A 26,857-nucleotide genomic window follows, 5' to 3' on the forward strand; every position below is an offset into this window, starting at 1 on the left:
AGCTTGGGTCAGAATGCGCGAGGTGCCACCGAGCGGGCGGCGTAAGTGTCGACCAATGGCAGGTACTCGCCGTAGAGACGGCGCAGATCGGCAAGAGCATCACCGCCGTCTTCGATCGGCCGGCTCGGCAGGTCGATGCGCAGGTCGATCTGGCTTTCTGCACCGGGCGAGCGGACGAGAAGCGAGGCGGAATTGATCGGAAAGCTGTCGCCCAGCAGCCGCCTGGCGCTCTCCAGGCCGATCAACAGGCGATCGGCCATCAGCGCAGCGGATGGCGTGCCGGCGAAGCCTTCTGCCACGGCGTCCAGCGCCGCCGCACCCAGCGCAAGGCCATTGCCGAGGCAGAGCAGGTCATCGCCGATCCGATGCCCTGCCCAGCCGGTTGCCTCGCTGCCCGTATGCGCGCCGATCTGTCCGTCGGCGGTCAGAATCCCGATTTGACGATATTCGAGCCAGCGGTCGTGCTGACGCAGCGCTTCCAGCACCTCCGCGGCGGTCAATCCGCAACGCACCAGATCCAGCGCCAACGGCCCGACCTTGAGATTTGTGAAGCCCTGGCTCGCAATGGCGGCTTGCTCCGTTTCCAGGTGGGGGCAGCGCGAACCGATCGCTATCGAGCTCGATGCGAGTGCGATGCCGAGTGTGCGGTCGCGCGGGTCCCGCGCGAGCACGCTCAGCATCGTGCCCCTGTGAGTCAGATCAATGTTCATGCGGCGTCGTCGATCTGCTGGGAACGGGCTTCATCAACGAAGCTCTCGATCGCGCTTTCGGCAAGGCGGCGGATGAGGGTTTCGAGCCGCGCTTGCGCGGCGGGATCGCCCAGGTCCGGAAGCGCGATGCTCAAGGAACGATCCGCTTGCGCGTAAACTTCTGCGGCGCGTTCGGGATGCGCTTCGACATAGGCCTCCAGAAAGATGCGCTCCTCTTCTGGCGTCAGCTCCGCGAGCTTAACAATCGCGCGGACTTGCCCCCCCGGGATCGCGAGATCGTAGGCGGGGCTGGTGATCTGCGTCACGAAGCTGCGCGTGTGGCCGAGTGACTCGGCAATCGCCTGGCGCGCGCCCGTGCCTCGGCGCTTCAGGAACGCCTGCAAAAGCAATTTGTAGCGTCGGACGGGCATGCGCTCGTCGAACAGTTCGAAATCTCGGGCCGTAGAGGCGGGCATTTTCTTAGGTCTCGTCATGGCGCAACCAAACGCCATTCTCCGCTGACGATCAAGAGGAATGTTTAGTAAGTTGGGATTAGTCGCCCCGTTTCTCGAAACGCGCAAGCGCCCGAAATTTAGGCCTCAACGTTCAGTTTGGCGCCATCTTCCATTTCGTTTTGCCGCCAGCGATCAGCGATGAAATCAGGATTAGATTTGATTTTACAATACGTTGAGGTGGTATTCCCATCGCTCTCGACGGAGCGGTCGCCGGGCGTCCATATTTTTCGCTTGCGATCCAATTAGTTTAGTCAATAAACTTTCAGTCGATGGTTCTCATCGCCCTGGGAGGGGTCACATGAAGGGTTCTGCATTTTTGATCGGCGCGACCGTTGCGCTTGCGCTGACAGGATCGGCGCATGTCGGGGCGAAAGCCGCCGAGCCGATCGTCATCGGATTGTTCGGTCCGATGTCCGGCGAGCGCTCGGCATTGGGGGTGCGCTTCAAGGAGGCGGCGACGATGTTCGCCGATGAGCTGAACGGGGCAGGCGGGATCGGGGGGCGGCCCATCGAGGTTCGCGTCGAGGATAGCCGGGGTAACCCGCGCGAGGCGGCGACGCTGGCCCAGAAGTTTGCGCAGGATGCGGCGGTGCTCGCAGTGGTCGGTGGGCAGACCTCGACGGAATCGATGGCGGCAGGCCCTATTCTCGCGGAAGCCAAGCTCGCGCAGGTGGCGCCGACGGCCGGTCATCCGGACTATGTAAAGATCAGCCCCTATCAGTTCCGCACGACGCCTACACACGCCTCCATGGTGCAGCCCCATGCCGACATGCTGCTCAAGAAACTCGGCATGAAGAAGATCGCGATCGTCTACTTCAAGGACGATTGGGGCATGGTGACCAACACCATGATGAGCAAGCGCCTCAAGGAATTGGGCGCCGAGGTCGTGCTGTCCGAGGCGATGATCCCGGAGACCCGCGATTTCCGCCCGCTGATCACCAAGATCAGGGCCGCGACTCCCGATGGCATCTTCCTTGTGAGCCACTATGCGGAATCGGCCTTGTTCATGCAGCAGTTGCGCCAGGCCGAGCCGAACCTCAAGGTTGCCGGCACGGATACCCTCAACGACCCCAAGTTCATCGAACTGGCCGGCGGTGCCGCCGAGGGCGTCGTGATGCCTACCCTGTTCCTGGCTTCGGCGCCGGAAGCGGTGAAATTCACGAAGGTTTATGAGGCGAAGTTCGGGAAGGAGCCGAATTATTACTCGGCTTTCACCTGGGATGCGATGCTGATCGTTACCAGCGCGATGAAGGAGCTGGCCGCCGCGGGCAAGCCGCTCACCCGCCAGGCCGTGCGCGACCAGATCGCCGCCGCGGCGCCGATCCAGGGCGTCAGCGGCAGCTTGAAATACGAAGGCTCCGGCGACCTTGGCGAGCGGCAGATCAACTACATCGTCGTGAAGGGCAAGGGTTACGAACCCTTCAACTGACCGTCCATTGGCGCCGGCTTCAGAGAGGATGCCGCAACCATGATCGAATTCCTCAGCCAGATCCTGAACGGGCTGGTGATCGGGAACGTCTACGCGCTCGTCGCCATCGGCTTCTCGCTGATCTTCGGCGTGACGAACCTGATCAACTTCGCTCAGGGCTCCCTTCTGATGCTCGGCGCCTTCTTTGCCTATACCGGCGTGCGCCTCGGGTTGCCCCTGGCGGTGGCTGCTCTCTGTTCCGTGGCGCTCACCACCGCAGTCGGCATGCTGATCGAACGGGTGGCGCTGCGCCCGCTCGAGAATGCGCCCTGGATTGCTCCGCTGCTTTCGACGCTGGCGATCACTTTCATGCTCGACCAGGCGGCCGAGATCATCTGGACGCCGGAAGCACATCCATTTCCGAACCCGCTATCGGCTTACAGCGTCGTTGTCGGCGCAGCCTATGTCACCGGCATGGACGCAGCGATCCTGGTGATCTCTCTCTCCTCGATGGTGGCGCTGTACCTGTTCCTGACGCGGAGTTGGGCGGGCAGGGCGCTGCGCGCCATGTCGCAGGATATGGATGCCGTCCGGCAGATGGGGGTTAGAACCGACCGCCTGCGCCTGCTTGCCTTCGGCCTCGGTGCGGCGCTGGCTGCCGTCGCCGGTGTGATGGTCGCAATGTACTATCAGACCGTCTATCCGCAGATGGGTGTGCCGTTCGGTCTCAAGGGCTTTACGGCCGCCTTGCTCGGCGGTCTCGCGAGCATTCCCGGCGCCGTCGCGGGCGGTCTTCTGCTGGGCATCCTGGAGGCGCTCGCAGTCGGCTATGTCGGCGAAGGCTTCCGCGACATGGTTGCGTTCGGCATCCTGCTCGTCATCCTGACCTTCCGGCCGCAAGGCCTGTTCGGTGACAAGCGGCTCGACGCGCTGGGCGGCTCGCGGGGCGCTTCCGGTGTGATGCCCTCGACCAGCATTCTGATCGGGCAGGGCGGCCAGGCGCTGCCGCAGATCCGCGGGCTGAACCTGCCTTATCCGCTGCTGGCCCTGGGCGTCGCGGCCTGCCTGGTCCTGCCCTTCTTGCCGGTTTCCGCCTATGTCATTCAGGTTGCGCTGCTGATCGCGATCTTCGGACTGCTGGCGGCCGGGCTGACGATGCTCTCGGGCGCGGCTGGCATCATGTTCCTCGGCTTCTCCGGCTTCTTCGGCGTCGGGGCCTATGTCGCTGCTCTCAGCGCAAAGCAGGGGGCACCGGCCGATCTCGCCCTGCTGGCGGCGGCGGCTGTCAGCGCCGCTCTGGCCGGGATCGTCGGCCTCGTCTGCGCCGGCTTGACCGGGCATGTCGTTGGGCTCGCCACTCTCGCTATTGGCGTGCTGATCTGGCTCGTCCTGCTCAACTGGACCGATGTCACGGGCGGCCCCAACGGTGTCTTCGGCATACCCCGCCCTTCGCTGTCTTTTCTACCGGACGTGTCGATGGCTTCGGTCTCGGCACAGTATTGGCTGGCTGTCGGCCTGCTGATCGTGGCCGTGCTCGTCGTGGGGCGCCTGCTCGCATCGCCTGTCGGGCTGAGCTGGCGTGCGATCCGGGAAGACCGCGTGGCGGCCCATGCGGCCGGGCTGCCCGTGCGGCGTTATCTCGTCACCGCCTTCGTCATGGCCGGAATCTGCGCCGGTCTGGCTGGAGGCCTCTTCGCCTTTCTGCAGCGCTTCATCAGCCCGGACAGCTTCCGGCTCGACACCTCGTTCCTGATGGTTGCGATCATCGTGCTCGGAGGCCTTGGCAATCTGACGGGAGCCCTGCTCGGCGCTGCCGCGCTCATCGTCCTGCCCGAGATGCTCCGCGATGCGGCCGAGTTCCGCATGATCCTCTTCGGGGCAGTCCTCTACCTCACGCTGCGGTTCCGCCCGCAGGGGATTGCCGGAGTCCGCTGATGCACGGGACACGAGCCATGAACCCAAATCCCAATCTCGAGCTGACCGACCTGAAGGTCAGCTTCGGCGGGCTCAAAGCGATCGGCGGCGTCGATATGTCGGTGGCCCCGGGTGAGTTTGTCGGAATCGTCGGGCCCAATGGCGCCGGAAAGTCGACGCTGATCCAGGCGGTCACGGGCTTCGTCAAGCCGACCGGCGGGTCCGTGAGCTTCAAGGGGCATCGCCTGGACGGGCTGGCGCCGGAGGATATCGCCGCGTTGGGCGTCGCCCGCACCTTCCAGACCAGCCGCGTCTTTCCGGCGCTGACGATCGCCGAGAGCGTTCGTGTGGGCACGCAGCGCGGCCTTATAGGCGGTGGTCGCCAACGATCCCGCTTCGGACATCTCACCGAGCCGCTCGGGGCGATCTTCGGCCTCGCGGCATATCGAACGGCAACCCGGGAGGCCGACGAAAAGGTCGAGGCGATCCTCAAGATGTTCGGGGAGCGTCTCTGGCCGCGCCGCGATCGTCCGACGCATAGCCTTTCCTATGCGAACCGGCGGCGCCTGGACATAGCCAGAGCGCTGGCGACATCTCCGGATCTGCTGCTGCTCGATGAGCCGACCGCCGGGATGAATCCGACGGAAAGCCACGAGCTCGCCGACCTGCTCATCGATATGCGCCAGCGCTTTCCCCAGATGGCCATCGTCATGGTCGAGCACAAACTCGATATCGTCCGCAAGCTGACGCAGCGCACGATCGTCATGGCGCAGGGCAAGATCATCGTCGATGACGAGCCCGATCGGGCTTTCGCCAACCCGGAAGTGGCTGCGGCCTATCTCGGCCAAGGCGGCAATGCCCGCAGTTCCATTGTCGTGAAAGGTCATATCGACCACCAGCCCGAGATTGCGATGCCGGGGGAGCCGGACAGCCCTGCCGTCGAGCTCAAGGGGGTCGACGTCTTCTATGGCTCGGTCCAGGCTCTCTTCGGCGTTTCCCTGCAGGTTGGCCGCGGCGAGGCCGTTGCGGTGCTCGGCGGCAACGCCTCCGGCAAATCCACCGCTATCAAGACGGTGTTGCGACTGACCACGCCGCGCACCGGCGAGGTGTTGCTGCATGGACGACCTCTGGAGGCACGCTCCACGGCCGAAGTGATCGATCAGGGCATTGCCTCGATCCCCGAAGGTCGGCGCATGTTTGCCGAGCTTACGGTTCGCGACAACATTCTGATGGGTGGTTATGCGCGACGCCACGTGCCCCGCCAGCAACTCGATCGCGACGTCGAGGCGGCTGTCGCCGAGTTTCCCTGGCTCGGCAAGCGGCTCGACCAGCTCGCGGGAACATTGTCGGGCGGCGAGCAGCAGATGGTCGCCATGGCGCGGGCCTGGCTGCGCAAACCGCAGATCCTCTGCATCGACGAACCTTCGATGGGTCTGTCCCCACTGATGGTCGACCGCGTCTATGAGATCCTCGCGCGTTGGAAGTCGCAAGGTCTGACCATCCTCATGGTCGAGCAGAGCGCCAACAAGGCACTCGAGCTGGTCGATCGCGCTTACGTCCTCCGCAACGGCATCGTGATCATGGAAGGCCGCGCGGACGAACTGCGCGAGAACCCGGCGGTCCGGGAAGCTTACCTCGGCGGAGAGCATGTCTCGGCCTCCGCCTCTGCGTCATCGGGCCTCGCGCCCAGTCTTGCTCACTGATCCGGCTCGAAGCCGTTCCATTTGGAGGTCCCTGCGATGGGCTTGCGCGTTGGCGTCGATATCGGCGGCACATTCACCGATTTTGCAGTGCTCGACCCGGCTACGGGCCATTTTGAGATCGGCAAGGTGCTGAGCACGCCGGCCGATCCGGCCGAGGCCGTGATCGAGGGCCTCAAGGCCCGGATGGCCCAGAGCGGCCGACCAATGAGCGAGATTGCCGAAGTCGTTCATGCAACGACGATCGCTACGAATACCGTGATTCAGCGCAAGGGCCCGCCGACCGCGCTGATCACCACCAAGGGCTTTCGTGATGTGATCCTGATCGGCCGCCAAAAGCGGTACGAGCTCTACGACAACATGGCAGGGCGCCCGGCGCCGTTGGTTCCGCGGGACTTTGTGTTCGAGGTCGCCGAACGGATGCTCTGGACCGGAGAGGTCGAGACCGCGCTCGACGAGGACGGGGTCCGCTCGATCGCTCGGGAACTGGTCGAGAAGGGCGTGGTCGCCGTGGCAGTCTGCTTCCTCCATTCCTACGCAAACCCTTCGCATGAAAAGCGCGTTGCGGAGATTCTGCGGGAGGACGCCCCCGATCTGATGGTGTCGATTTCCTGCGAGGTCTCGCCTCTCTATCGGGAGTTCGAGCGGACCAGCACGACGGTCATGAATGCCTACGTTATGCCCGGGGTGGCCAGCTACGTCGAGCGGCTGGATCGGCAGCTGCGGGCATTGGGCGCGCAAGTGCCGATGCTGATCATGCAATCCAACGGCGGCGTGGCGACCGTAGAGACGGTGAAGCGCTTTCCGATCCGCATCATCGAAAGCGGTCCCGCCGCCGGCGTCCTGACGGCAGCGCGCTTCGCACCCGCAGCGGGCACTGACAATCTCATTTCCTTCGACATGGGGGGCACCACCGCCAAGCTTTGCCTGGTCGAGGATGGAAAGCCGTTGCTGACGAGCCAGTTCGAGGTGGACATGACCCACCTCAAGAAGGGTAGCGGCCTGCCGGTCAGCATTCCGGCGGTCGATCTGATCGAGATCGGCTCGGGAGGCGGAAGCATCGCCAAGGTCGAGCTCGGCGCGATCGCTGTCGGCCCCGAAAGCGCGGGTTCGGTGCCCGGTCCGGCCTGCTATGGGCGCGGCGGCGCCAAGCCGACCGTCACGGATGCCGATCTCGTGCTGGGTTATCTCAATCCGGACTACTTCCTCGGCGGCGAGATGAAGCTCGACAGCGAAGCGGCCCTTACGGCGATCGAGAGGGACGTCGCCGTCCCGCTGGGCATCGACGTCATGCAGGCTGCCTGGGGCATCCATGAAATCGTAACCGCACAGATGGCGCAGGCCGCACGCGCGGTGACGATCAATTGCGGAAAGGACCCCCGCCTGTTTGCGCTTGTGCCGTTCGGCGGCGCCGGCCCGGTCCATGGCACCCGCCTCGCACGCATGCTCGGCTGCCCGAAGGTCGTCTTCCCGCGCGCCGCGGGCGTGGAGTCCGCCGTCGGGCTCCTGATGGCGGAGACCTCTCTGGATCTGGCGCGCACCCAGGTGATGAATCTTGACGCCGACGCGATCAACGAGATCAACGCCCTCTACCTTGACCTTGAGGAACAGGCGCGCGCGCAGCTCGATGATGCAGGCGTCCCGCGCGACAGGCAGAGCTTCTCGGCGAGCTGCGACATGCGCTTTGCTGGCCAGGGCTTCGAGATTGCCGTCGATCTGCCAGCCTATCCTTACGCGACAGCCGATCTCGACATGCTTCGCGAGGCCTTCCACGCCGCCTACTCCAAATCCTATGGCGCCCGAACTTTCGATCCCGACTGGACGATCGTCGCGGTTCACTGGCGGTTGCGCGCGATCGCCGTCGGCAAGACGCTGACCATGGACGAGCTGCCGAAGCTGCACGGAGGTGTCGAGCGGGCCAGGCGCGGCCAGCGTCAGGTCTGGTTCCCCGAGACCGCCGGATTCACGCTCTGCGACGTCTACGACCGCTACGCGCTGAGCGCCGGCGATGTCTTTGCCGGGCCTGCCATCGTCGAGGAGCGGGAGTCGACCATCGTCCTGCCTCCGGAAAGCAAAACCACTGTCGACTCCCACGGCAACCTGATCACCACGCTGAACTGAGGAAACCGCGATGAGCACGATCGATCCAGTTACGTTCTCGGTGGTGTGGGGCGGCCTTCTCTCCACGGCAGCCGAGATGGGCAGCACACTGCTGCGCACCGCATATTCGATGACGGTGCGCGAAGGCTCCGATTTCTCGACGGGCGTTTTCGATGCCGAGGGCAATATGATCGCACAGGGCGACTACAGCCCTGGCCATCTCGGCTCGATGGCGTTCACCGTTCGTCAGATGCTCGACTACTACCCGAAAGGCACTCTTGGACCGGGCGACGCGGTCATCTGCAACGACCCCACGATCGGCTCCGGGCATCTTCCGGACTTCTTCATGGTCACGCCTGTCTTCCATGACGACGAATTGATCGGCTACGCCGTCAATATCGCCCACCATATCGACGTCGGCGGTAGTGCGCCGGGCAGCGAGGAAGTGGTCGGCGTCAGCGAAACCTGCCAGGAGGGCATCAAGCTGATGCCCGTCCTTCTCTACAAGGCAGGGGAGCCGATCCGGGAAATCCTGCGCATCATCGAGGGAAATGTCCGCATCAAGGATGTTCTCGGTGACCTGCATGCCCAATATGCTGCGAACATGACCGGTGTCGCCCGCATGCAGGCGCTCGCTCGGCAATACGGGACCACGCAACTCGCCGATTGCATGCGCGACATCGTTTCGCGCAGCCGCGACGCGATGGTCGAAGCGATCGCGGAGCTGCCCAAGGGCACCTACCATTTCAGCGACGTGCTCGATGATGTCGGGCCGGGCACGGAGCCCGTGCCGTTTCAGCTTGCGCTCACCGTCGAGGACGGTCGCATCATCTGCGATTGGGAAGGCACCGGCCCACAGAGGCCGGCCGGCATCAACGCCTACATGCAGTACACGCGATCCTACTGCATTGCGGCCATCAAGGCGGTCACGCTCCCGCGTTCGCCCCAGAATTTCGGCATCATCAGCTGCATCGAGATCCGGGCGCCCAAGGGCAGCTACGTCAATCCTCATCCGGGCGCGGCCAGCGGGGCGCGCGCCGTCAACGCCAACCGCATCTACGAGGTGGTGATGGGCGCGCTTGCGCAGATCGTGCCCGACCGCGTGATCGCTGCCAGCTCCGGCTTCTGCAATCCGAAGGTCAGCGGCTTTGTCAGCCCCTATACCGGCAAGCCTTTCCTCGCCTGGATGACGGCAATCGGCGGCGTCGGAGCGCACCGCCACCGCGACGGCCAGGAGGCCACGACCTCTCCGACGAACGGCACCAATACACCGGTCGAGGTCCAGGAGATGAATGCGCCGGTCTTTGTCGAGCGGATGGAACTCATACCCGATACCGGGGGGGCAGGGCGGTTCCGGGGTGGCATGGCGGTACGCAAGGACGTGCGCCTGTTGGCCGAGGCCGGACTCGTGACCAACCTCGGCGACCGCTATGTCAACGCGCCTTACGGGTTGGAAGGCGGGCTGCCGGGCTCTCTGGGGGCCACGATCCTGAACCCGGGCCAGCCAGGCGAGCGCAACCTGCACTCCAAGGGGACATATCCTCTCCGGAAAGGCGATGTGCTCAGCATGCGGACAGCGGGCGCCGGTGGTTTCGGCGATCCGGCCGAGCGTGCGCCCAAGGCTGTTCTGCGAGACATCCGGCAGGGACTGGTCTCCGCCCGCGCGGCGCAGAGCCTCTACAAGATCGTGCTCAGCGAGGATGGCTCGGACATCGACGAGACCGAAACGCGCAAGGCCCGCACTGCTTGTTCGCTGTTGCCGACGGCTTGAGGCGCGATGCCGGTGCATCTCCTGATCTGCTCAGGTGAGTGACTGGCCGCCCGAGCACCAAGGCTCGTGACTAGTGACGAGCTTGCTGCCGGCCGCATGGCAAGCGCGCTAACGAGCGCCTGTGATGCAGCCGCTGCTCGTTGAGTATCCCGATGATCGGCTTTCCGGAGCCGTTTGGGTGCATCGTCCGCCTGCCTGAAGGGGCGGAAGCCTTCCGGATAAGGAGATCAGGGAACCACGGCAGCGCTCGTGACTGTCGGCCCAGCCTGAGAGCCAACTTGCATTGCGGTCTGGAAAAAATCGCGACAAGTATCGGTCGGCTGAATCGTCAGACGGGGAGCATGGCTCCCACTTGATGATCCGGAAGTCGATTAGGCGGGTTTGATGGTCACCCGAACAGAGCTGGTATCAAGGCTGGAGCGGGAGTTCCTTGATCACGGCTATGCTAACCTTACGATGATCAACATCGCCAAATCGGTAGATGTAACGCGTCGTACATTGTATAATTATTTCAGCAGCAAAGAGGACGCTTTTCGGTTTTTGATCGAGAACGGTAACGCTTGCGCAGTCGATCTTGGCATGAGCGCCGGTCGATCGGCTTTGGTTAGTGGGCAAAGCACAGTCGACGTGCTCGCGACAATCCTTGACGTTCGCTATGGGGATGCGCGGCGCCGGCTGGCCAGGTCGCCTCATGCGGTCGAGATCAATGATCAGGCATTTCGTCGCTGCCGCGATATTATGGTGGCGTCGGCGATTGCGTTTCAAGCTGTGCTGGCCTGCTTCATCGAGGAACTCGAGGCGAAGGCCCTGATTAAAACCAGGGCGGGAATAAGCTTTGCCGATCTGGCTCAACTATTGGCTGACGGTACACGCGGTACCAATCAGAGCTTGCCGCCAATTCCGCCTGACCAATTGATACTTCGCTATCGCGCTATGGTTCGAGCCCTGCTCCACGGCGCTGTGGAAGGAGCCGCCTGAGCAGCGCTGGCGCGCACAGGCGGGGAAACGTTCGATTCAGGTTTGCTTCGGTTTCTCAGTTTTCTCCAACATGTGCATTTTGTGCTAGGCGCACGTTACGGCAGCAGGTTCGTTCGTATTTGCGGGGCAGCGAATGCAATCATTGGAATCGCAGTCACTGGAATCGAAAGCGCAGGATTGGCTGGCTGACCCTCGCTTCCACCGTGTCGTGCATCGGCTCGCGTCGGGATTTGTAGGGGTGCAGACGATCGCGCCGCGCCTCGCTTCCCAGTTCTCTACACAGCAGCGTTGGCTGATGTGCCATGCGGCCCTCTGGCGCTTTTTTGAAGCGGCGAGGGCAGGGCGCTTCGGCATCACACGGCAGGAGTTCGTCGATGCAGTGTTGGCTTATCAACTGGCCAGCCGGAACACGGCCATGGCCTTCTTCGCGCAGGCGCTCCAGTACGGCCTGATACAGCCGGTCAACCGCGGCGCGGGCAACGGCGCCGGGCTGGTCGAGCCAGCCGGCGCGACCTTGGGAGCGCTGATCGAGTGGTATGTCCTCCATCTGACAGCACTGGATGCATTGGATGGCGACAATCGTGCGCTGCGCTGGAGGGAAGCAGGGCATCCCCTTCTGTCCGAGCTGGCGCCGCTCGTGGCTGAGAGGCTCTTAACATCCGAGCAGATCCGGGCCCCTGCGCCGACTTACGCGGTGTTCGCATCCGTCGACGACGGCGGAAGCCTGATGGATCGGTTGATCGCGGGTCTGAGCGCCGATGCCTCCTTCGACCAAGAGAGGGCGATGACGAATGTGAGTTCGGTTTCATCCCTGGCTCGCCCGTTATCGCTGTCCCGCACGCATACGGGGCGCACCCTCTCGGCTGCCGCGGCTCTTGGTGGGCTGGGCTGGTGCGGAGCGCCAGGCCATTCGGCGATCTGGCTGTCGAGAACCTTTCGTTTGGAGTACGCCGCTTTCCAGGCTCTGAAGCTTGCAATCATCGACGATGCCTTCGAACGGACGCAGGCAAGCACAGAGACGCTTGGGCCAGCCTTGCCGTTGCTCGGCCGAGAAATGGCTCCTGAGGCATTGGGCAGCCAATCTTGCTGACGAAGACGTCTGGCAATGCCATGGAACTGGCGATCTTGTGGGCCCCGCAGGCCGATCGGCACGGCCCGTTGTCTGAGACCCGGCATGGTCCGCCCAGGCAAGTGACCATTTTTGAAACTCATATTGCACATAGAAGAGCAATCTGAGAATTGATGCGCCCATCATCCGGGCGTCTGGAAGGTCGCCTCGCCAGAAAAGCAACTCGCCGCCCGCTTCATTTACGTCAGCGGGTGTCTGCCGAGGGCCGAAGTGCCCTGATGCAAACGCCGTCGTCGCCTGGGGTGAGACGGAACGGTGTCGAGGTGGGCTGTGCAGGCGAAGCAGATGATTTTGGGCTTGGCGACTCTTGGTGTGGTCGTGGCCTCAATTGGCTCGGGATTCGCGCAGAACGGCCCGGCGAAGCCGGCAGCGGCGCCTCCCGCTGCCCCGCCGTCGATCCCTGCGGTCTCATCGGAGCCCACAGTCACGACGGCGAGCTTCGGCGACTGGACGCTGCGCTGCCAGCGCATCGTCGACGCAGCCAGGGCGGCGCGGGTCTGCGAGGTTGCGCAGGTTCTTCAGGCGCAGGGCCAGCAAGCCCCGCTTGCGCAGGTCGCCCTCGGGCGGCTCGCGAACGGCGAGCCGGTGCGTATCACCGCCGTCATGCCTGCCAGCGTCTCCTTCCCGAGCAGCGTGCAGATCTTCATGGGCGAGAAGGATGCCAAGCCGGTCGACTTGCCTTGGCGGCGTTGCCTTCCGACCGGCTGTTTTGCAGACGTCGTTCCAGGCGACGATGTGTTGAAGCAGTGGCGCAAGGCGACCGAGCAGGGCCGGATCCTGTTCAAGGACGCGGCCGGTCGTGAGCTGGCATTGCCCCTATCGAGCCGAGGTCTCGATCAGGCGCTCGACGCACTCGCCAAGGAGCGCCTCTGAGATATCGAAGCGCCGCTCGCTCCGTCCGGTTCCCGCGTTTGTGCCGAGTGCAGCCGAGCGTCCGGCAGCGCGGGGCTTTCGCGCCGAGGTCGCGCCCATTCTGAGCTATTCCAGTATCACAGAACGGAAATCATCCCTCCGTCGACATATATGATTTGCCCATTGATGTAATTCGACGCTGGCGCAGCAAGAAATACGGCCGTCCCAATCAACTCGTCGGGCCTGCCCCAACGCTTGGACGGCGTGCGGTTCTTTACCCACGCATCGAACGCTGGATTGTCGATCAGCGCCTGGTTCATATCGGTCAGCATGTAGCCAGGGCCGATCGCATTGGCCTGGATGCCGTGCTCTGCCCACTCGGCCGCCATGGCCTGGGTCAGCATCTTGATGCCGCCCTTGGCGACGGTGTAGGGGGCGACGGTGGCCCGTGCCAGGGCGCTGGTCAGCGAGCCAATGTTGATGATCTTCCCATGGCCGCGCGCGATCATCCGCTTCGCAGCTTCCCGTCCGATCACGAAGGCCGATGTCAGGTTCGTGTCGATCACGCGCTGCCAGTCCGCTGTCGCCAGTTCGACCATCGGCTTGCGGAACTGAATACCGGCGTTGTTGACCAGGATGTCGACGGTGACACCGGACGCGTCGAATCCGGCGAAGGCATTTACGACCTGCTCCTCCGAAGTGACGTCGAATGCGGCAGGATTGGCCTCGAAGCCGGCCTGACGCATCTCCTGCACGGCGGCACCGACACGGGCAGGGTCGGTACCGTTCACGAGGATGCTTGCGCCGGCCGCCGCAAGACCTTCCGCCATCGCCCGCCCGAGGCCGCGCGAGGAGCCTGTGACGAGGGCGGTGCGACCAGTGAGATCGAAAAGCGGATTGGTCATCCCGGACTCCTCACAGGCTCGAACGGCGATGATGCAGGTCCGGACGTTCGAAGACTGCCGGCAGCAGCTCGACGCCCAGCCCCGGGGCCTCCATCGGGTAGACGTAACCGTCCTTGATGACGGGCATCTCGGTGACGAGCTCCTTGTACCAGCCGGTGTAGAAGGCACGCACCGATTCCTGGATCAGCGTGTTCGGCTGGCTGAAGGAGGCGTGGATCGCGGCGATGAAGCCGACCGGTCCGATGCAGTCATGCGGCGCGAAGGGCCGGTGATAGGTCTCCGCCATCGCGGCGATCTTGCGCCCTTCGGTTAAGCCGCCGGTCCAGCAGAGATCGGCCATGACGACATGCATCGCATCGCGGTCGAGCATGTCCTTATACGGGAAACGCGAGCCCAGCGTCTCGCTGGCCGTCACAGAGACCGTCGTAGAGCGCGCGAACTCGGCCAGCGCCTGCGGCGAGTTCATCCGGATCGGATCCTCGTACCAGCTCGGCTCATACTGCTCGAGCACACGGGCGATCTTGATCGCGGTCGGCAGGTTCCAGAGCGAATGGAACTCGACCATGATCTCCATTCTGTCGCCGACGGCCTTGCGGATCTTTTCGAAGGGCTCGATCGCCTTCCGCATCTGCTCGGGTGTGATGTAGAGCCCCTGATTCTCGATCGCCGGCGGATCGAAGGGCCAGATCTTCATCGCCGTGATGCCGCTTTCGAGCAGGCTCTCGGCGACGGCATCGGCCCGGTTCATGAAGCCGTCGAGGTCTTCATAGGGGCCGCTGGTCTCGCCGAGATTCCAGGTCGAGACCGGCTTGATGTTCTGCGAGCGGACATATTTGTAGCCAGCGCAGGTATTGTAGATGCGCTGCTTGTCGCGGCAGAGCCCGCCGAGCATCTGATGCACCGGCTGGCCGCAGACCTTGCCGAAGATGTCCCATAAAGCGATGTCGACCGCCGAGGTTGCGCGCGATTCTACACCGGTCGAGGCCTGCGCCATCGGCAGGTTGGTCATTTCCTTGTGCAGCGCCTCGATATGCAGCGGGTTCTTGCCCAGCAGGCGCATCGCAAGCGTGTCGTGCAGATGTGCCTCGACGGCGGCAGCGCCGTAGAAGGTCTCGCCGAGACCGACGATGCCGGCATCGGTGTGCACCCGCACCCATAGCACATTGGCGAACTCGTCCGTCCGCAGCGTTTCGATCGCGGTGATCTTCAAATCAGCCTCCCGGAGCTGCGCTCTTCGGCGAGACGAGCTCGGGAGCGCCTTGTTTGCTTGTCGCGGCCTGCCAAGGGGCGATGATGGCCACGCAGTCTGGGACCATAGAAGCGCTTGTAAAATTTCACAACATGTTTATCGTTGCGTTCAAGATGGCGCCGCTACAGAGCGCCACGCGGGAGGAACAGGGTCATGGCGAAGCGCCAGAACCAGCCGCGGCTGGTTGCAGCCGGCGACACGGCGACGCCGAAGCGGCAAAACCGCGTGAACCTGTTCGAGCTCGCCTATGGGCGCATCGAAGAGATGCTGGTGACCTGCGAGCTCAAGCCCGGGCGTTTTCTCGCCATGCAGGACCTGCAGGATCTGACCGGCTTCGGCCGCACGCCGATCCACAACGCGGTCAACCGGCTGGCGGCCGACACGCTGATCGTCATCCGCCCGCGCCACGGTTTGCAGATCGCTCCGATCGATCTGGCGCGAGAGCGGCTGCTGCTCAAGCTACGGCGCGATCTGGAGCGCTTCGTCATCGGCCTGGCGGCCGAGCGCGCGGGCCCCTCGCACCGCAACCAGATGCTGCACATGGAACGCCTGCTGCGCGAGCGCCGCGCCGGGCTCACTCTTGCCGAGTTCAACACGCTCGACCGGCGCATCGACCAGATGGTGCTGGCGGCGGCGGCCGAGCCCTTCCTGGAACATACGCTGCGCCCGCTGCACACGATCTTCCGGCGCATCGGCTTCATCTATCACAATTACATGCCCCATCGTGTCGGGCTGGAAGGCACCATCGACCACCATATCGCTGTGCTGAACGCGATCGCGACGCGTCATGGCGACCGGGCCGTCGCGGCCTCCGATGCGTTGATAGGCTTCGTCGATGGCATGTTCGACGAGATGGAGGCTGCGATCGACCCTTCCTTGCTGGATTGCAGCCTAGAGCCGCTGCTAAATACCTGACGTAAAGAGAGCCGCCGATCATGCGCATCGTCTTTCATGGTGAGAATGCCGCTTCCTTCAGCGAAGGCTTCGCCGGGCTGGTGGGATCGGACGCCGATATCCGTGTCCTCCCGGACCAACTCGAGGCCGAAGCCGATCGCCGTGCTTATGCCGATGCGGATGTCGTCGTCGGCGTGAAGTTCGATGCCACCTTGCCCGCCCTGACGAATCTGCGCCTGTTCCATGTGCCGGGGGCGGGCTATGACGCGGTCCAGCTCGACAAGCTCCCGTCCGAGACGAGCCTCTGCAACTGCTTCGGCCACGAGCAGGCGATCGCGGAATATGTGATGAGCGCCTTGCTGGCGCGGCACATTCCGCTCGCCGACGCCGATCAGCGTCTGCGCCGCGGCGACTGGGCTTATTGGGCGGGCGCGCCCGACCGGGTCCATGGCGAGATCGCCGGCAAGACCATCGGCCTGCTCGGCTTCGGGCATATCGGCAAGGCGATCGCACGGCGTGCCAAGGCCTTCGAGATGCAGGTCAACGTCGCCAATCGCAGCCCGGTCGCGACCTCCGAGATCGTCGACCGCTCTTTCACGCTCGACCGGCTCGACGCGTTCTGGGGTTCGGCCGACGCGATCGTTGTTTCGCTCCCGCTCACCCCGGAAACCCGAGGGATCGTCGGCGCTGACGCTTTCGCCGCGATGCGCCGCAATGCGGTCGTCTTCAACGTTGGGCGTGGCCCGTTGCTCGACGAGGCTGCGCTGTACGAGGCGCTAAAGCAGGAGCGCATCGCCGGTGCCGTGATCGACACCTGGTACCGATATCCCTCTTCCGAAGACGCGAATCCCCTGCCGGGCTCGTTGCCTTTTCATGAACTGCCGAACATCGTGATGACGCCGCATATGTCGGGCTGGACGAGCGGCACGATCCGCCGCCGCCAGCAGACCATCGCCGACAACATCCGGCGCTGTTTCGCCGGCGAGCCTCTGACCAACCTCGTGCGCGAGGGCAAAGCTGTCGCCTGATCTCCGATTTCCGAGCCGGACGCCAAGAAGCCGGCTGGGCCAACCGCGGACAATCCGCAAAAAGCAGGGAAGCGCACCATGGGTCTCTTCAAGCATTTCAGGGTTGCCGGCACTTTGCTGGCGCTGGGCGCCGGCATGCTGGCGGCAAGTCAGGCCTCGGCCCAGACGGTCACCGACATCATCAAGCGTGGCTCCGTCAAGATCGGCGTGCTGATCGGTGCGCCGCCCTATGGCTCGGTCGACTCGCAGGGCAATGCGATCGGCTACGATGCCGACGTCATCGCGCTGATCGGCAAATATCTCGGCGTCAAGGTCGAGATGGTGCAGCTCACCCCGCCGGCCCGTATCCCGGCGCTGGAGGCCAACAAGGTCGACTTCCTCGTTGCGACGCTCGCCCCGACGCCCGAGCGTGCCAAGGCGGTGATGTTCTCGATTCCCTATAGCGCCTTCCAGACCGGCATCTACGCCAAGAAGAACGTCGCCATCAAAACCTGGGACGACCTGAAGGGCAAGAAGGTCGGCGTCAACCGCGGCTCCAGCGTCGAGCGCGAGTTCACCAGCCGCGAGAAGGAACTGAACCTCACCATCCTGCGCTTCGAGGACGATGCGACCACGATGCAGGCGCTCTTCTCCGGCCAGGTCGAGGCCATCGCCGGCCCCGACGCCCAGGCCAACGCGGCCATGAAGGCGCGCGGCGAGACTGAGACCGAACTCAAATTCGTCTTCGGCATGCAGCCCAACTCGATGACGATGCGCAAGGACGCCTATGAGCTGCGCCAGTGGCTCAACAACTTCATCTACTACGTGAAGCAGAACGGCGAACTTGATGCGATCGCCCAGAAATGGGTCGGCAGCCCGCTGCCCCCGCTGCCGACCTTCTGATCCTACGCTCGAGCCGGCGCGCGTTCCAGCGCGCCGGCGATCCCTCTCGACCTCCAGGGCCGAAGGAGCGCGCCGTTGCTCTTCCAAGACGTCTTTTCCAGATGGCCGATGATCCTGAACGGGGTCATGCTGACGATCGCGCTGTCCTTCATCGCGATCGGCCTCGGCCTCGTACTTGCCACGCTCATGACCGCGCTTCGCAGCCTCGCGGGCAGTTGGGCCGGCTACCTCGTCGATGCCTATGTCGAGCTGATGCGCAATACGCCCTTCCTGGTCCAGCTCTTCATGATCTTCTTCGGATTGCCTCAGATCGGCATCCGCATGAACGGTCTCGAGGCCTCGATCCTGGCGATGACGCTCAACCTTGCCGCCTACGCGACCGAGATCATTCGCGCGGGCGTCGACTCCATCCACAAGTCGCAGATCGAGGCCGGCATGGCGCTGGCGATGACCAAGCGCCAGGTCCTGCAATATGTGATCCTGCAGCCGGCTTTCGCGCGTGTCTGGCCGGCGCTGTCGAGCCAGTTCGTGCTGATGATGCTGGCGTCCAGCATCTGCTCCTTCGTCTCGGTGCAGGAGCTCTCCGGCACGGCCGCGATCATCGAGCAGGATACCTTCCGCAGTTTCGAGACCTACATCGTCGTCACCGTGATCTATCTGGTGCTGGCGCTCTCGCTGAAGCTGTTCCTGAACTGGCTCGGCCGGAAGCTCTTTCCGCAGGTCTCGGGCCTCGCGCGCATCACCGAAGCGCATGGGGAGGCCGCCTGATGCAGACCTTCGGTTGGCCAGAGGCCTATTTCATCCTGCGTTCCGCCGGCTGGACGCTGGCGCTCACGGCAATAGCCTTCTTCATCGGCAGCATCCTCGGCGGCGCCTTCGCGATCATGCGCCTGTCCCGGGTCAAGCTGCTGCGCCAGTTCGCGGCCGGCTACATCCTGGTCGTCCAGTCGATCCCCGTCCTCATGGTGCTGTTCATGAGCTATTACGGGCTTTCGGCTGTTGGCATCGAATTGCCGCCTTTCTTCGCGGCCTCGGCCTCGCTGTCGATCTACGTCTCGGCCTATCTCGCCGAGATCTGGCGCGGCTCGATCGAATCCGTGCCGCGTCAGCAATGGGAGGCCTCCGCCTCGCTGGCGCTGACCACGCCGCAGCAGTACCGCTACATCATCCTGCCGCAGGCGATCCGGATCTCGCTGCCGCCGACGGTCGGCTTCCTCGTCCAGCTCGTGAAGAACACCTCGATCGTCCAGGTCGTCGGCTTCGTCGACCTCATGCGTGCCGGCATGCTGGTCAACAACGCGACCTATCAGGCCTTCCAGATATTCACCCTGGTGGGCGCGATCTATTTCGCGATCTGTTTCCCGCTGTCCCGGCTCAGCCGCCATCTCGAAAAGGTGATGAATGCCAGCCGTTCTCATTGAAGACGTCCACAAGCGCTTTGGCTCGCTGGAGGTGCTGAAAGGCGTCTCGCTCAGCGTCGAGACAGGGCAGGTCGTCGCCATCATCGGCCGCTCCGGCTCGGGCAAATCGACGCTGCTGCGCTGCATCAACGGGCTCGAGACCTTCCATGCCGGCAAGATCGAGGTCGCCGGCCACACGACAACGCAGGACCCGACCAAGCTGCGCGAATTGCGCAAGGATGTCGGCATCGTCTTCCAGAGCTACAACCTGTTCCCGCACCTGACGGTCGGCCAGAACATCATGCTCTCGCCGCGCATCACCAAGAACGTCTCCCAGGCGGCGGCGCTCGCACTGGCCAAGGACGTGCTCGCGCAGGTCGGACTCTCCGAGAAGTTCGACAGCTACCCCGACAACCTCTCCGGCGGCCAGCAGCAGCGTGTCGCCATCGCCCGCTCGCTGGCGATGAAGCCGAAGGTGATGCTCTTCGACGAGGTCACCTCGGCGCTCGACCCGGAGCTGACCGGCGAGGTGCTGATCGTCATGGAGAAGCTCGCCAAGGGTGGCATGACCATGCTGCTCGTCACCCACGAGATGAACTTCGCCCGGACCGTGGCCGACACCACGGTGTTCATGCATCAGGGGAAAATCTGGGAGCAGGGGGCGTCGAAGGCGCTGTTCGCAACCCCCCAGACCGCTGAGCTGGCGAACTTCGTCAGGGCTGGCGCTCATTGAGCGTCTTCGCTCCGCGTCGATGATTTGGCTCGGACCCTGGCGGAGCACAAACGATTCTGCTTCCGCAATGCGAAGGTGGATATTCCATAGGTGAGCTTCGAGCGTCCGCTTTCGGACGACGGCTCGATGGCGGCTGTTGGCGCCACTGCGCTTGCCACCTGATCGGGCGCAACGCCCCGGTTGGCAGTTCGCGTTGAGCCGCGGCGCATTGCTTCGATCTGGCTTGCGCAAGCCAGACATGTGTCGATGGCCTGAAAAGCCCTGATGCGCGCAACATCCTGGCCTGCCTGCTTATTCAGACGGGCGCGTTCCCCGGGCTCTTCGCCGATCGAATTCTTGTCGATGTTGAATGGTCCGGCGAAGCGGTGCTCGCGCTTCGGCCGGTCGAGATGCGCAGCTACAAGCCGCAGATGGGCGCCGCACAGCATGTAGCGACGGCCACGTCTCGACGATATTGCGCTCGCCCTCAAATTGGTTCAACATTGGCTGAAATTGATCCGCATTGGCTGGACAAGGAATGCGACGGGCCATGATCATCGAAGACATCGCGTTCATCCCCTTGCAGGCGCAACTTCCCCCCGGTCGCAGCTATGGAATGGCGAAGTCGCTCGCGAGCGCCCGGGCCACGACCCTGGTCCGCCTGCGCCTGTCGGACGGAACAGAAGGCGTCGGCGAATGCTGGGGCATGCCCACGGTAAATCTCGCCATGCTGCCGCTGGTCAAGGGCTACCTGCTCGGGAGTCACGTGCTCGACATCGAGCATGTCTTCTCGCAGATGCTGGCTCGCCATTACCATTTCGGCGTCCAGGGGCCCATGACCTGGAGCATTTCCGGCATCGACATGGCCGCCAAGGATGCGGCGGGCAAGGCGCTGGGCCTGCCGGTTCACCGCTTGATCGGCGGCAAACAGGCTTCCCAGGTGCCGATCTATGCGTCTGGCGGTTACCTGACGGAGAATAGCGAGCGCGATTTCGAGCCGCAGATCGAAGCGATGGCGAAGGCGGGCCATCGCTCGATCAAGATCAAGATCGGCGTGTCGCCGGCCAGCGACGAGCAGCGTGTCGCTGCGGCGCGCCAGATTCTCGGCCCCGATGTCGAGATACTGGTCGACATCAACTCCAACTACACCCTCGATCTCGCGCGCGAGAGCATCGGCCGGCTCGTTCCCCACGGCATAGGCTGGGTCGAAGAGCCGCTCGCGCCTCAGGATTTCGCCGGCTATGAGGCGCTCCATCGCTGGAGTCCGGTCCCGATCGCCACGGGCGAGGCCCTCTACACCGCCTTCGACTTCAAACGCCTGATCGATCGGCGTGCTGTCGATGTCGTGCAGCCGGATCTCTCGCTCTGCGGTGGTTTCTGGCAGGGCCGTCAGATCGCCCAGCTCGCGATGATGGAGCATTTGCGCCTGTCGCCCCATGTCTGGGGCACGGGGGTCGGTTTGGCGGCGGCGGTGCATTTCGTCGCGTCGCTGCCGGTCTATCCCCATGGAGGCAATGTCCCGCGGCCGACGCTGGTCGAATATGATCTGGGCGACAACCCGTTGCGGGATTCAATCCTGGTCGATCCGCTCAAGCAGGTCGATGGCGTCATCGCCGTGCCCGACGCGCCCGGCCTCGGTATCGAGATCGACTGGAATGCGGTGGATCGCCATGTCCTTCGTTGATGCAGTCGAACCCGAGTCCACTGAGCTGGCGTCGAGGCCTGGCAGCGCCGGCACCGTGCTTGTCGCTGGCGGACTGGGCTTTGTCGGGTCTCATGTCGTCCGCGCCCTGATCCGTGCTGGGTATGCCCCGGTTCTGTTCGGGCCAGCCATGGCCGAGGATCGGCTTGCCGATGTCGCGGGCCGCTATCAGGTGTTCGAGGGCTCCATCGGCGATCGCGAGGCTCTCGACGCGGCCTTTGCCCGGTTCAAGCCGACGCAGGTGGTATCCTGCGTGGCGCATAGCGTCGGCAAGCAGGGACTGATGCGCGCCGGGGAAGCCGAGGCCGATGCCGCATTCGAGATCAATGTCGCCGGTCACGGCCGGCTCGTCGAGGCCGCGTGCCACGCTGGCGTGAACCGCATCGTCTGGACCGGTTCCGCCGTGGTGTATGGCCCCGCATCTGCCTATGCGACCACGCATGTCAACGAAGACGATGTCTCGGCTCCGACCACCGTCTACGGCGTGACGAAGCAGATGGCGGAGGTGCTTTCCGAGTTCCTGATGCGCCGGCACGGCGTCGAGATCGTCAGCATGCGCCTGCCGCTGATCCTCGGCCCCGGGCTCTGGTATCAAGGCGCCGCGAGTTCGATCTCCGAGGTCTTTGCGGCGGCACGCGAAGGGCGCCCGGCGCATGTGACGTTTCACGACCACCCCGTCGACCTGATGCATGTCGTCGACGCGGCGGCGGCGATGCTGACGGCGCTGCGCCATAGCGGGCCGGTCCGGCCGGCCTATAACATCAAGGGGTTCGAGGCGAGCATCCTCGACATCATCGAGGCCGTCCGGGCGAGGCGACCGGGGGTCGAGATCGGGTTCGAGCGCATCGAGCCGGCACTGCTGTTGCCGCTGAGCGACGGCAGTCGGTTCGTGTCCGAGACCGGCTTCGGACCGCGCTACGACCTTGACGGCCTCGTCGAAGATCTTCTCGCGCCAATTCCGGGACAAGCCCATGATTGACCAGCGTCTTGCCGAGCTCGGTATCGAGCTGCCGGAGGCTGCCTCGCCTTCGTTCAACTACGTACCGGTGACGCTGCACCGGGGCGTCGCCTATGTCGCGGGTCAGCTTCCCAAGGTTGACGGCGAGGTCAAGGTCAGAGGCAAGGCCGGCGCCGGGGTCTCGCTTGAAGCCGCTCGCGCCGAGGCGCGTATCTGTATCCTGCAGGGACTGGCCTGCTTGAAGCAGGCGTTGGGCAGCCTCGATCGGATCGAACGCGTCCTGAAGGTGACGGGCTTCGTCGCGTCGGCTCCCGGCTTCAACGACCAGCCGAAGGTTCTCGACGCCGCCTCCGACCTGCTCGGCGAAATCCTGGGCGAGGCCGGCCGCCACGCGCGCTCTGCCGTCGGGGTTGCCGAACTGCCGCGCGATGCGGCCGTCGAGATCGAGCTGGTAGTGGCCTATCGCGACTGAGCTTCTCGACATGGGGTACCGGCCAACGGGCGCCCGGCCATCCCAGGATCTCAGCAGATCCGAACCGGAGCCCGGTGAGGGGAAAACAACAATGTCGGATTCGGATCTCTTTGGCGGCGTCGACCGCCGCAGCCTGCTGCTGGCCCTCGGAGGATTTATTGCCACGGCGACCTTCGCCGGTTCGGCCGCCGCGGCCGAACTCTACGGGCCGAAGCCCACGGGCGCGAAGACGGGTGGAACCCTCAACATGGGTCTGCTCGTCGAGCCTCCGGGACTCGACCCTTTTCATCAGGCGGCCGATGCGCGCATCCGGCTGACGGTGTTGATCTATCAGGGGCTGTTCTACGAAAGCCCCGACGGCACCGCCATGCCGCTGCTCGCCGAAGGTTTCGACCTGTCTGCCGACCGGCTGGTCTATACCGTGCGCCTGCGCAAGGGCGTGAAGTTCCATGGCGGCCAGACGATGACCGCGAAGGACGTCGCCTACAGTTACAACTATATTCGGGACCCGAAGAACGGCTCGCCCGGGGCCGGCGATTTCGCCATGATCACGGCGATCGACGCCGTCGATGACGCGACGGTCAAGATCACGATCTCGGCGCCCAACGCGGCACTGCCGATGACGCTCGGCAACAAATACGGCGGCGTCGTCCCGGCCGGTTATTTCGATGCGGCCGATGCGAAAACCAAGCTGAACCAGACGAGCGTCGGCACCGGGCCGTTCAAGCTGGCCGAGTTCAAGCCCAACAGCAATGCCACCCTGGTCCGCAACCCGGATTACTGGGAGCCGGGCGTTCCTTATCTCGACCGGATCAACTTCATCTTCGTTCCGAATGCTGCGAGCCTGCTCGTCGGCCTGCGCAACAAGCGCATCGACATCGCGACGCTGAGCCGCCCGCAGGACGTCAAGCAGGTCGAAGGTGTGGCCGGGCTCGTTGTCGAGCGGAAGCCGTCCTTCAACCAGAAGGCCATCGATCTCGGTGCCGAGCTCAAGCCGCTCGACGATGAACGCGTTCGCCGCGCCATCGCCTTGGCGGTGGACAAGGACGAGATCATGCGCGCTTCGATCGGCGGGCTCGGCAACGTGATCGGCACCATGGTCGCCGGCATGCAGGAGAGCTGGGGCGCGCCGCTCGACAAGCTGCCAAACCAAAAGCTCGACATCGCCGCCGCCAAGAAGCTGCTGGCCGAGGCCGGCCATCCCGACGGGTTCGATCTCACCCTGACCTCGATCATCGGCTACGACTGGATGGACGCCGCCAGTGTGATCCTGCGTGAGCAGCTCGCCAAGATCGGCATCAGACTCTCGATCCAGCGCGTCGAGCTGGGCGTCTGGGTCAAGAATTTCCAGTCGAAGCAGATGGGCTTCACCTTCAACGACTGGGCGACGGTTCCGGACCCGAACCTGCTGTTCTACCGGCACTTCCACAAGGCGCCGAAAGGCGCCGATTTCCGCAACTGGAAGAATGACGAAGCCAGCAAGCTGCTCGACGAGGGGCGTGCCGAGAGCGATCCGGCAAAGCGCCGTGAGATCTATACACGCTATCAGCAGGTGATGGCCGAAAGCGTGCCGACGATCATGCTGTTTTCGGCCGACCATGTCGTCGTCAGGGGCGAAAGGGTGCACAACTACGATCAGCATCCCACCGGCTGGTATTACGGCCTGGCGCGCGCCTGGGTCGGCTGATCCCGCCCGCATCCGGCGCCGCATGGCGTCGCCTGCAGCGCCGGCGCGATCTCCAACTTCGCGCCGGCCATTCTTCCTGTCTTGAAATCCGCGGAGTCCGATGGGCGCTTATCTCGCAAAACGACTGGCAGCCTCTGCCGTCACGGCGCTGCTGGCGTCGATGGTGGTGTTCCTGCTGGTGCGGTCGGTGCCCGGTGACGTGGTCGGCCAGATGCTCGGCCAAACCAGCGATCCGATCGCGACCAAGGCACTGCGCGAGTTCTTCGGCCTCGATCAACCGGTCTGGCGGCAATATCTCGGCTGGCTCGGGCATGTCCTCACCGGCGATTTCGGCACCAGCTGGACGCGCGGGCAGCCCGTCCTCGGCATGATCGGCTCGGCGCTCGCGGTAACCGTTCAGCTGGCCTTCGCCACCCTCATTCTGGCGACGCTGATCGGCGTCCCGCTCGGCATTCTCTCCGCCATCTACGAAGGCCGCGCGCTCGACCGCGCGGTCCAGGCCTTCAATCTGCTCGGCCTGGCCGCGCCGGTGTTCTGGATCGGTCTCATGCTGCTGGTCGGCATGTCGGCCGGCTTCGATTGGTCGCCCCCGCTGATGTATGTGCCACCGACCGAAGCTTTGGGCGAAAACCTTTCGATGATCGCCCTCCCGGTGCTGAGCCTCGCTTTGCTGCAGGCTGCCGCCTACAGCCAGTTCGTGCGGCAGAGCATCGTCTCCGCCCTCGGGCAGGACTATGTGCGGACCGCGACCGCCAAGGGCGTCCCCACGCGGACCATCTTCTTCACCCATCTGCTGCGCAACATCGCGATTCCGCTGGTGACGTTCATGGGCCTGATCCTCATCCAGATTCTGGGGGGTGCCGTCATCATCGAGAGCCTGTTCGCGCTGCCGGGACTCGGCAGGTTGTTGCTGTCGTCGATCGAGACGCGGGACTATCCCGTGCTGCAGGCCGGGCTGCTGGTCGTGGTCGTGGTGGCCATGCTGGTCAATCTGCTTGTCGATCTCTCCTACCGGATCATCGATCCACGCGTCCGGCTGGGTTAGTCCGACATGAGCACCTCACCAACCTTTCCTTCCTTCCGCGCCCGCTTGTCGCGCCTCGTTCTGCGCGCGCGCCTCGAGCCGGACCTGGCTCTCGGCGTGGTTCTGCTCGCCTTCGTGCTGCTGGTCGTGCTGTTTCCGAGCCTGTTCACCAGCCATTCGCCGCTGGCGGTCAATGTCGACAGGGCGATGGAAGCTCCCTCGTCGGCGCATCCGTTCGGGACGGACGATGTCGGCCGCGACGTGCTCGCCCGCGTCGTGCATGGCACGCGCATGACCCTCTCCATCTGCGCCTCGGCCCTGGCTGCCGCGGCCTTGATCGGGGGGGCGCTCGGCATGATCTCGGGTTTCCTCGGCGGGCGCATCGATATGGTGCTCGGCCGGCTCGTCGACGTCATCCTGAGCTTTCCGCCGATCATCTTCGGCGTGATGGTCACCGGCATCCTCGGCCCGAAGACCATCAACCTCGTCTTCGCCCTCACGGTCGTCTACGTGCCGCTCTTCTTCCGCATCGCCAGATCGGGAGCCATGGCAGAAGCCGGCATGACCTATGTCGAGGCAGCCCGCAGCCTTGGCCTGTCGCCGCGCCTGATTCTCATGCGGCACGTCGCGCGAAATGTCCTGCCCGTCATCCTCGTCCAGTGCATGGTGCTGTTTCCGCTCATGCTGCAGATCCAGTCCGCACTCGGATTTCTGGGTCTCGGCGTTCAGCCGCCGACGCCCGACTGGGGCGCGATCCTGCAGCAGGGCAAGGACTACATCCTGTTGGCGCCGTGGATGTCGGCCTTTCCGGGCCTCGCCATTCTGATCACGGCGCTCGCGCTGATGCTGGTGGGCCGGGCCCTGCAGCGCCGGATGGACCGGCGCTGA

The 26,857-nt window shown here is 64.2% G+C and carries 25 protein-coding genes; 20 read left to right on the forward strand and 5 right to left on the reverse strand.

Annotated elements, in window-relative coordinates:
* Positions 1–8: 8 nt before the first annotated feature.
* Together NWE53_RS04235 and NWE53_RS04240 are read right to left on the reverse strand one after the other, a co-directional pair.
* Positions 9–710, reverse strand: coding sequence for a DUF1028 domain-containing protein (locus NWE53_RS04235; protein WP_265053127.1), 702 nt, complete (start codon positions 708–710; stop codon positions 9–11).
* The gene (locus tag NWE53_RS04240) at positions 707–1,165 is read right to left on the reverse strand and encodes a hypothetical protein (RefSeq protein WP_265053128.1); all 459 of its coding nucleotides are present in this window, start codon (positions 1,163–1,165) and stop codon (positions 707–709) included. The genes NWE53_RS04235 and NWE53_RS04240 overlap by 4 nt, the downstream gene beginning before the upstream one ends.
* A 337-nt stretch (positions 1,166–1,502) precedes the next feature.
* Between NWE53_RS04240 and NWE53_RS04245 the strand changes: the two genes are divergently transcribed.
* The 8 genes from NWE53_RS04245 (at position 1,503) to NWE53_RS04280 (ending at position 13,077) form a co-directional block, all read left to right on the forward strand.
* Positions 1,503–2,633, forward strand: a complete 1,131-nt coding sequence (locus NWE53_RS04245) for an ABC transporter substrate-binding protein (RefSeq protein WP_265053129.1) — start codon at positions 1,503–1,505, stop codon at positions 2,631–2,633.
* A gap of 39 nt (positions 2,634–2,672) precedes the next feature.
* Positions 2,673–4,547 (forward strand): ABC transporter permease, encoded by a 1,875-nt coding sequence (locus NWE53_RS04250; protein ID WP_265053130.1) that lies wholly within the window; start codon positions 2,673–2,675, stop codon positions 4,545–4,547.
* 17 nt (positions 4,548–4,564) lie between these two features.
* Positions 4,565–6,229, forward strand: a complete 1,665-nt coding sequence (locus NWE53_RS04255) for an ATP-binding cassette domain-containing protein (RefSeq protein ID WP_265053131.1) — start codon at positions 4,565–4,567, stop codon at positions 6,227–6,229.
* 36 nt (positions 6,230–6,265) lie between these two features.
* On the forward strand, positions 6,266–8,347 hold the full coding sequence (locus NWE53_RS04260) for a hydantoinase/oxoprolinase family protein (RefSeq protein ID WP_265053132.1): 2,082 nt from the start codon (positions 6,266–6,268) through the stop codon (positions 8,345–8,347).
* A gap of 10 nt (positions 8,348–8,357) precedes the next feature.
* Positions 8,358–10,097, forward strand: coding sequence for a hydantoinase B/oxoprolinase family protein (locus NWE53_RS04265; RefSeq protein ID WP_265053133.1), 1,740 nt, complete (start codon positions 8,358–8,360; stop codon positions 10,095–10,097).
* Between the two features lie 384 nt (positions 10,098–10,481).
* Complete coding sequence (locus NWE53_RS04270) at positions 10,482–11,075, forward strand: TetR/AcrR family transcriptional regulator (protein ID WP_265053134.1); 594 nt, start codon at positions 10,482–10,484, stop codon at positions 11,073–11,075.
* 133 nt (positions 11,076–11,208) lie between these two features.
* Positions 11,209–12,165 carry a hypothetical protein gene (locus tag NWE53_RS04275; protein ID WP_265053135.1) on the forward strand — a complete coding sequence of 319 codons (957 nt, stop codon included), beginning with the start codon at positions 11,209–11,211 and terminating at the stop codon, positions 12,163–12,165.
* Between the two features lie 324 nt (positions 12,166–12,489).
* Entirely contained in the window at positions 12,490–13,077 is a 588-nt protein-coding gene (locus NWE53_RS04280; RefSeq protein ID WP_265053136.1) for an invasion associated locus B family protein, read from the forward strand.
* A gap of 116 nt (positions 13,078–13,193) precedes the next feature.
* Here NWE53_RS04280 and NWE53_RS04285 read toward each other — a convergent pair whose 3' ends face one another.
* Positions 13,194–13,961, reverse strand: coding sequence for an SDR family oxidoreductase (locus tag NWE53_RS04285; protein WP_265053137.1), 768 nt, complete (start codon positions 13,959–13,961; stop codon positions 13,194–13,196).
* 10 nt (positions 13,962–13,971) lie between these two features.
* Positions 13,972–15,171 (reverse strand): mandelate racemase/muconate lactonizing enzyme family protein, encoded by a 1,200-nt coding sequence (locus NWE53_RS04290; RefSeq protein WP_265053138.1) that lies wholly within the window; start codon positions 15,169–15,171, stop codon positions 13,972–13,974.
* 192 nt (positions 15,172–15,363) lie between these two features.
* Here NWE53_RS04290 and NWE53_RS04295 point away from each other — a divergent pair, with 192 nt between their 5' ends.
* From NWE53_RS04295 to NWE53_RS04320, 6 genes are all read left to right on the forward strand, one after another.
* The gene (locus tag NWE53_RS04295; protein WP_265053139.1) at positions 15,364–16,125 is read left to right on the forward strand and encodes a GntR family transcriptional regulator; all 762 of its coding nucleotides are present in this window, start codon (positions 15,364–15,366) and stop codon (positions 16,123–16,125) included.
* Positions 16,126–16,145: 20 nt separating this feature from the next.
* On the forward strand, positions 16,146–17,132 hold the full coding sequence (locus tag NWE53_RS04300) for a 2-hydroxyacid dehydrogenase (RefSeq protein WP_265053140.1): 987 nt from the start codon (positions 16,146–16,148) through the stop codon (positions 17,130–17,132).
* A gap of 78 nt (positions 17,133–17,210) precedes the next feature.
* Positions 17,211–18,014, forward strand: coding sequence for a transporter substrate-binding domain-containing protein (locus NWE53_RS04305; protein ID WP_265053141.1), 804 nt, complete (start codon positions 17,211–17,213; stop codon positions 18,012–18,014).
* A 108-nt stretch (positions 18,015–18,122) separates the two neighbouring features.
* A complete protein-coding gene (locus tag NWE53_RS04310; protein WP_265053142.1) occupies positions 18,123–18,782 on the forward strand; it encodes an amino acid ABC transporter permease in 660 nt (219 codons plus the stop codon).
* A complete protein-coding gene (locus tag NWE53_RS04315; RefSeq protein ID WP_265053143.1) occupies positions 18,782–19,435 on the forward strand; it encodes an amino acid ABC transporter permease in 654 nt (217 codons plus the stop codon). The genes NWE53_RS04310 and NWE53_RS04315 overlap by 1 nt, the downstream gene beginning before the upstream one ends.
* Complete coding sequence (locus tag NWE53_RS04320) at positions 19,416–20,147, forward strand: amino acid ABC transporter ATP-binding protein (RefSeq protein WP_265053144.1); 732 nt, start codon at positions 19,416–19,418, stop codon at positions 20,145–20,147. Before NWE53_RS04315 ends, NWE53_RS04320 begins: the two co-directional genes overlap by 20 nt.
* On the opposite strand, the gene NWE53_RS04325 is transcribed toward NWE53_RS04320, so the two are convergent.
* Positions 20,141–20,575, reverse strand: coding sequence for a hypothetical protein (locus NWE53_RS04325; protein ID WP_265053145.1), 435 nt, complete (start codon positions 20,573–20,575; stop codon positions 20,141–20,143). The two genes, NWE53_RS04320 and NWE53_RS04325, sit on opposite strands and share 7 nt — an antisense overlap.
* A 101-nt stretch (positions 20,576–20,676) precedes the next feature.
* On the opposite strand from NWE53_RS04325, the gene NWE53_RS04330 reads away from it, so the two are divergent.
* The 6 genes from NWE53_RS04330 (at position 20,677) to NWE53_RS04355 (ending at position 26,857) form a co-directional block, all read left to right on the forward strand.
* Entirely contained in the window at positions 20,677–21,810 is a 1,134-nt protein-coding gene (locus NWE53_RS04330) for a mandelate racemase/muconate lactonizing enzyme family protein (protein WP_265053146.1), read from the forward strand.
* Complete coding sequence (locus NWE53_RS04335) at positions 21,797–22,807, forward strand: NAD-dependent epimerase/dehydratase family protein (protein ID WP_265053147.1); 1,011 nt, start codon at positions 21,797–21,799, stop codon at positions 22,805–22,807. The genes NWE53_RS04330 and NWE53_RS04335 overlap by 14 nt, the downstream gene beginning before the upstream one ends.
* Positions 22,800–23,258, forward strand: coding sequence for a RidA family protein (locus NWE53_RS04340; protein ID WP_265053148.1), 459 nt, complete (start codon positions 22,800–22,802; stop codon positions 23,256–23,258). Before NWE53_RS04335 ends, NWE53_RS04340 begins: the two co-directional genes overlap by 8 nt.
* A 91-nt stretch (positions 23,259–23,349) precedes the next feature.
* A complete protein-coding gene (locus NWE53_RS04345; protein WP_265053149.1) occupies positions 23,350–24,945 on the forward strand; it encodes an ABC transporter substrate-binding protein in 1,596 nt (531 codons plus the stop codon).
* A gap of 100 nt (positions 24,946–25,045) precedes the next feature.
* Positions 25,046–25,990 (forward strand): ABC transporter permease, encoded by a 945-nt coding sequence (locus NWE53_RS04350; protein WP_265053150.1) that lies wholly within the window; start codon positions 25,046–25,048, stop codon positions 25,988–25,990.
* 6 nt (positions 25,991–25,996) lie between these two features.
* On the forward strand, positions 25,997–26,857 hold the full coding sequence (locus NWE53_RS04355) for an ABC transporter permease (protein ID WP_265053151.1): 861 nt from the start codon (positions 25,997–25,999) through the stop codon (positions 26,855–26,857).

Origin of the sequence: Bosea sp. NBC_00550, assembly GCF_026020075.1 — a bacterium.
Classification (GTDB): Bacteria; Pseudomonadota; Alphaproteobacteria; order Rhizobiales; family Beijerinckiaceae; genus Allobosea.

Excerpts from the sequence above, each read along its gene's own strand:
- NWE53_RS04280 (WP_265053136.1), top strand. The coding sequence starts at position 12,490 with ATGATTTTGGGCTTGGCGACTCTTGGTGTGGTCGTGGCCTCAATTGGC.
- NWE53_RS04250 (WP_265053130.1), top strand. The coding sequence starts at position 2,673 with ATGATCGAATTCCTCAGCCAGATCCTGAACGGGCTGGTGATCGGGAAC.
- NWE53_RS04255 (WP_265053131.1), top strand. The coding sequence starts at position 4,565 with ATGAACCCAAATCCCAATCTCGAGCTGACCGACCTGAAGGTCAGCTTC.
- NWE53_RS04295 (WP_265053139.1), top strand. The coding sequence starts at position 15,364 with ATGGCGAAGCGCCAGAACCAGCCGCGGCTGGTTGCAGCCGGCGACACG.
- NWE53_RS04285 (WP_265053137.1), bottom strand. The coding sequence starts at position 13,961 with ATGACCAATCCGCTTTTCGATCTCACTGGTCGCACCGCCCTCGTCACA.
- NWE53_RS04260 (WP_265053132.1), top strand. The coding sequence starts at position 6,266 with ATGGGCTTGCGCGTTGGCGTCGATATCGGCGGCACATTCACCGATTTT.
- NWE53_RS04265 (WP_265053133.1), top strand. The coding sequence starts at position 8,358 with ATGAGCACGATCGATCCAGTTACGTTCTCGGTGGTGTGGGGCGGCCTT.
- NWE53_RS04320 (WP_265053144.1), top strand. The coding sequence starts at position 19,416 with ATGCCAGCCGTTCTCATTGAAGACGTCCACAAGCGCTTTGGCTCGCTG.
- NWE53_RS04325 (WP_265053145.1), bottom strand. The coding sequence starts at position 20,575 with ATGCTGTGCGGCGCCCATCTGCGGCTTGTAGCTGCGCATCTCGACCGG.
- NWE53_RS04315 (WP_265053143.1), top strand. The coding sequence starts at position 18,782 with ATGCAGACCTTCGGTTGGCCAGAGGCCTATTTCATCCTGCGTTCCGCC.
- NWE53_RS04275 (WP_265053135.1), top strand. The coding sequence starts at position 11,209 with ATGCAATCATTGGAATCGCAGTCACTGGAATCGAAAGCGCAGGATTGG.
- NWE53_RS04300 (WP_265053140.1), top strand. The coding sequence starts at position 16,146 with ATGCGCATCGTCTTTCATGGTGAGAATGCCGCTTCCTTCAGCGAAGGC.
- NWE53_RS04235 (WP_265053127.1), bottom strand. The coding sequence starts at position 710 with ATGAACATTGATCTGACTCACAGGGGCACGATGCTGAGCGTGCTCGCG.
- NWE53_RS04340 (WP_265053148.1), top strand. The coding sequence starts at position 22,800 with ATGATTGACCAGCGTCTTGCCGAGCTCGGTATCGAGCTGCCGGAGGCT.
- NWE53_RS04345 (WP_265053149.1), top strand. The coding sequence starts at position 23,350 with ATGTCGGATTCGGATCTCTTTGGCGGCGTCGACCGCCGCAGCCTGCTG.
- NWE53_RS04350 (WP_265053150.1), top strand. The coding sequence starts at position 25,046 with ATGGGCGCTTATCTCGCAAAACGACTGGCAGCCTCTGCCGTCACGGCG.
- NWE53_RS04270 (WP_265053134.1), top strand. The coding sequence starts at position 10,482 with ATGGTCACCCGAACAGAGCTGGTATCAAGGCTGGAGCGGGAGTTCCTT.
- NWE53_RS04245 (WP_265053129.1), top strand. The coding sequence starts at position 1,503 with ATGAAGGGTTCTGCATTTTTGATCGGCGCGACCGTTGCGCTTGCGCTG.
- NWE53_RS04305 (WP_265053141.1), top strand. The coding sequence starts at position 17,211 with ATGGGTCTCTTCAAGCATTTCAGGGTTGCCGGCACTTTGCTGGCGCTG.
- NWE53_RS04330 (WP_265053146.1), top strand. The coding sequence starts at position 20,677 with ATGATCATCGAAGACATCGCGTTCATCCCCTTGCAGGCGCAACTTCCC.
- NWE53_RS04355 (WP_265053151.1), top strand. The coding sequence starts at position 25,997 with ATGAGCACCTCACCAACCTTTCCTTCCTTCCGCGCCCGCTTGTCGCGC.
- NWE53_RS04310 (WP_265053142.1), top strand. The coding sequence starts at position 18,123 with ATGATCCTGAACGGGGTCATGCTGACGATCGCGCTGTCCTTCATCGCG.
- NWE53_RS04335 (WP_265053147.1), top strand. The coding sequence starts at position 21,797 with ATGTCCTTCGTTGATGCAGTCGAACCCGAGTCCACTGAGCTGGCGTCG.
- NWE53_RS04240 (WP_265053128.1), bottom strand. The coding sequence starts at position 1,165 with ATGCCCGCCTCTACGGCCCGAGATTTCGAACTGTTCGACGAGCGCATG.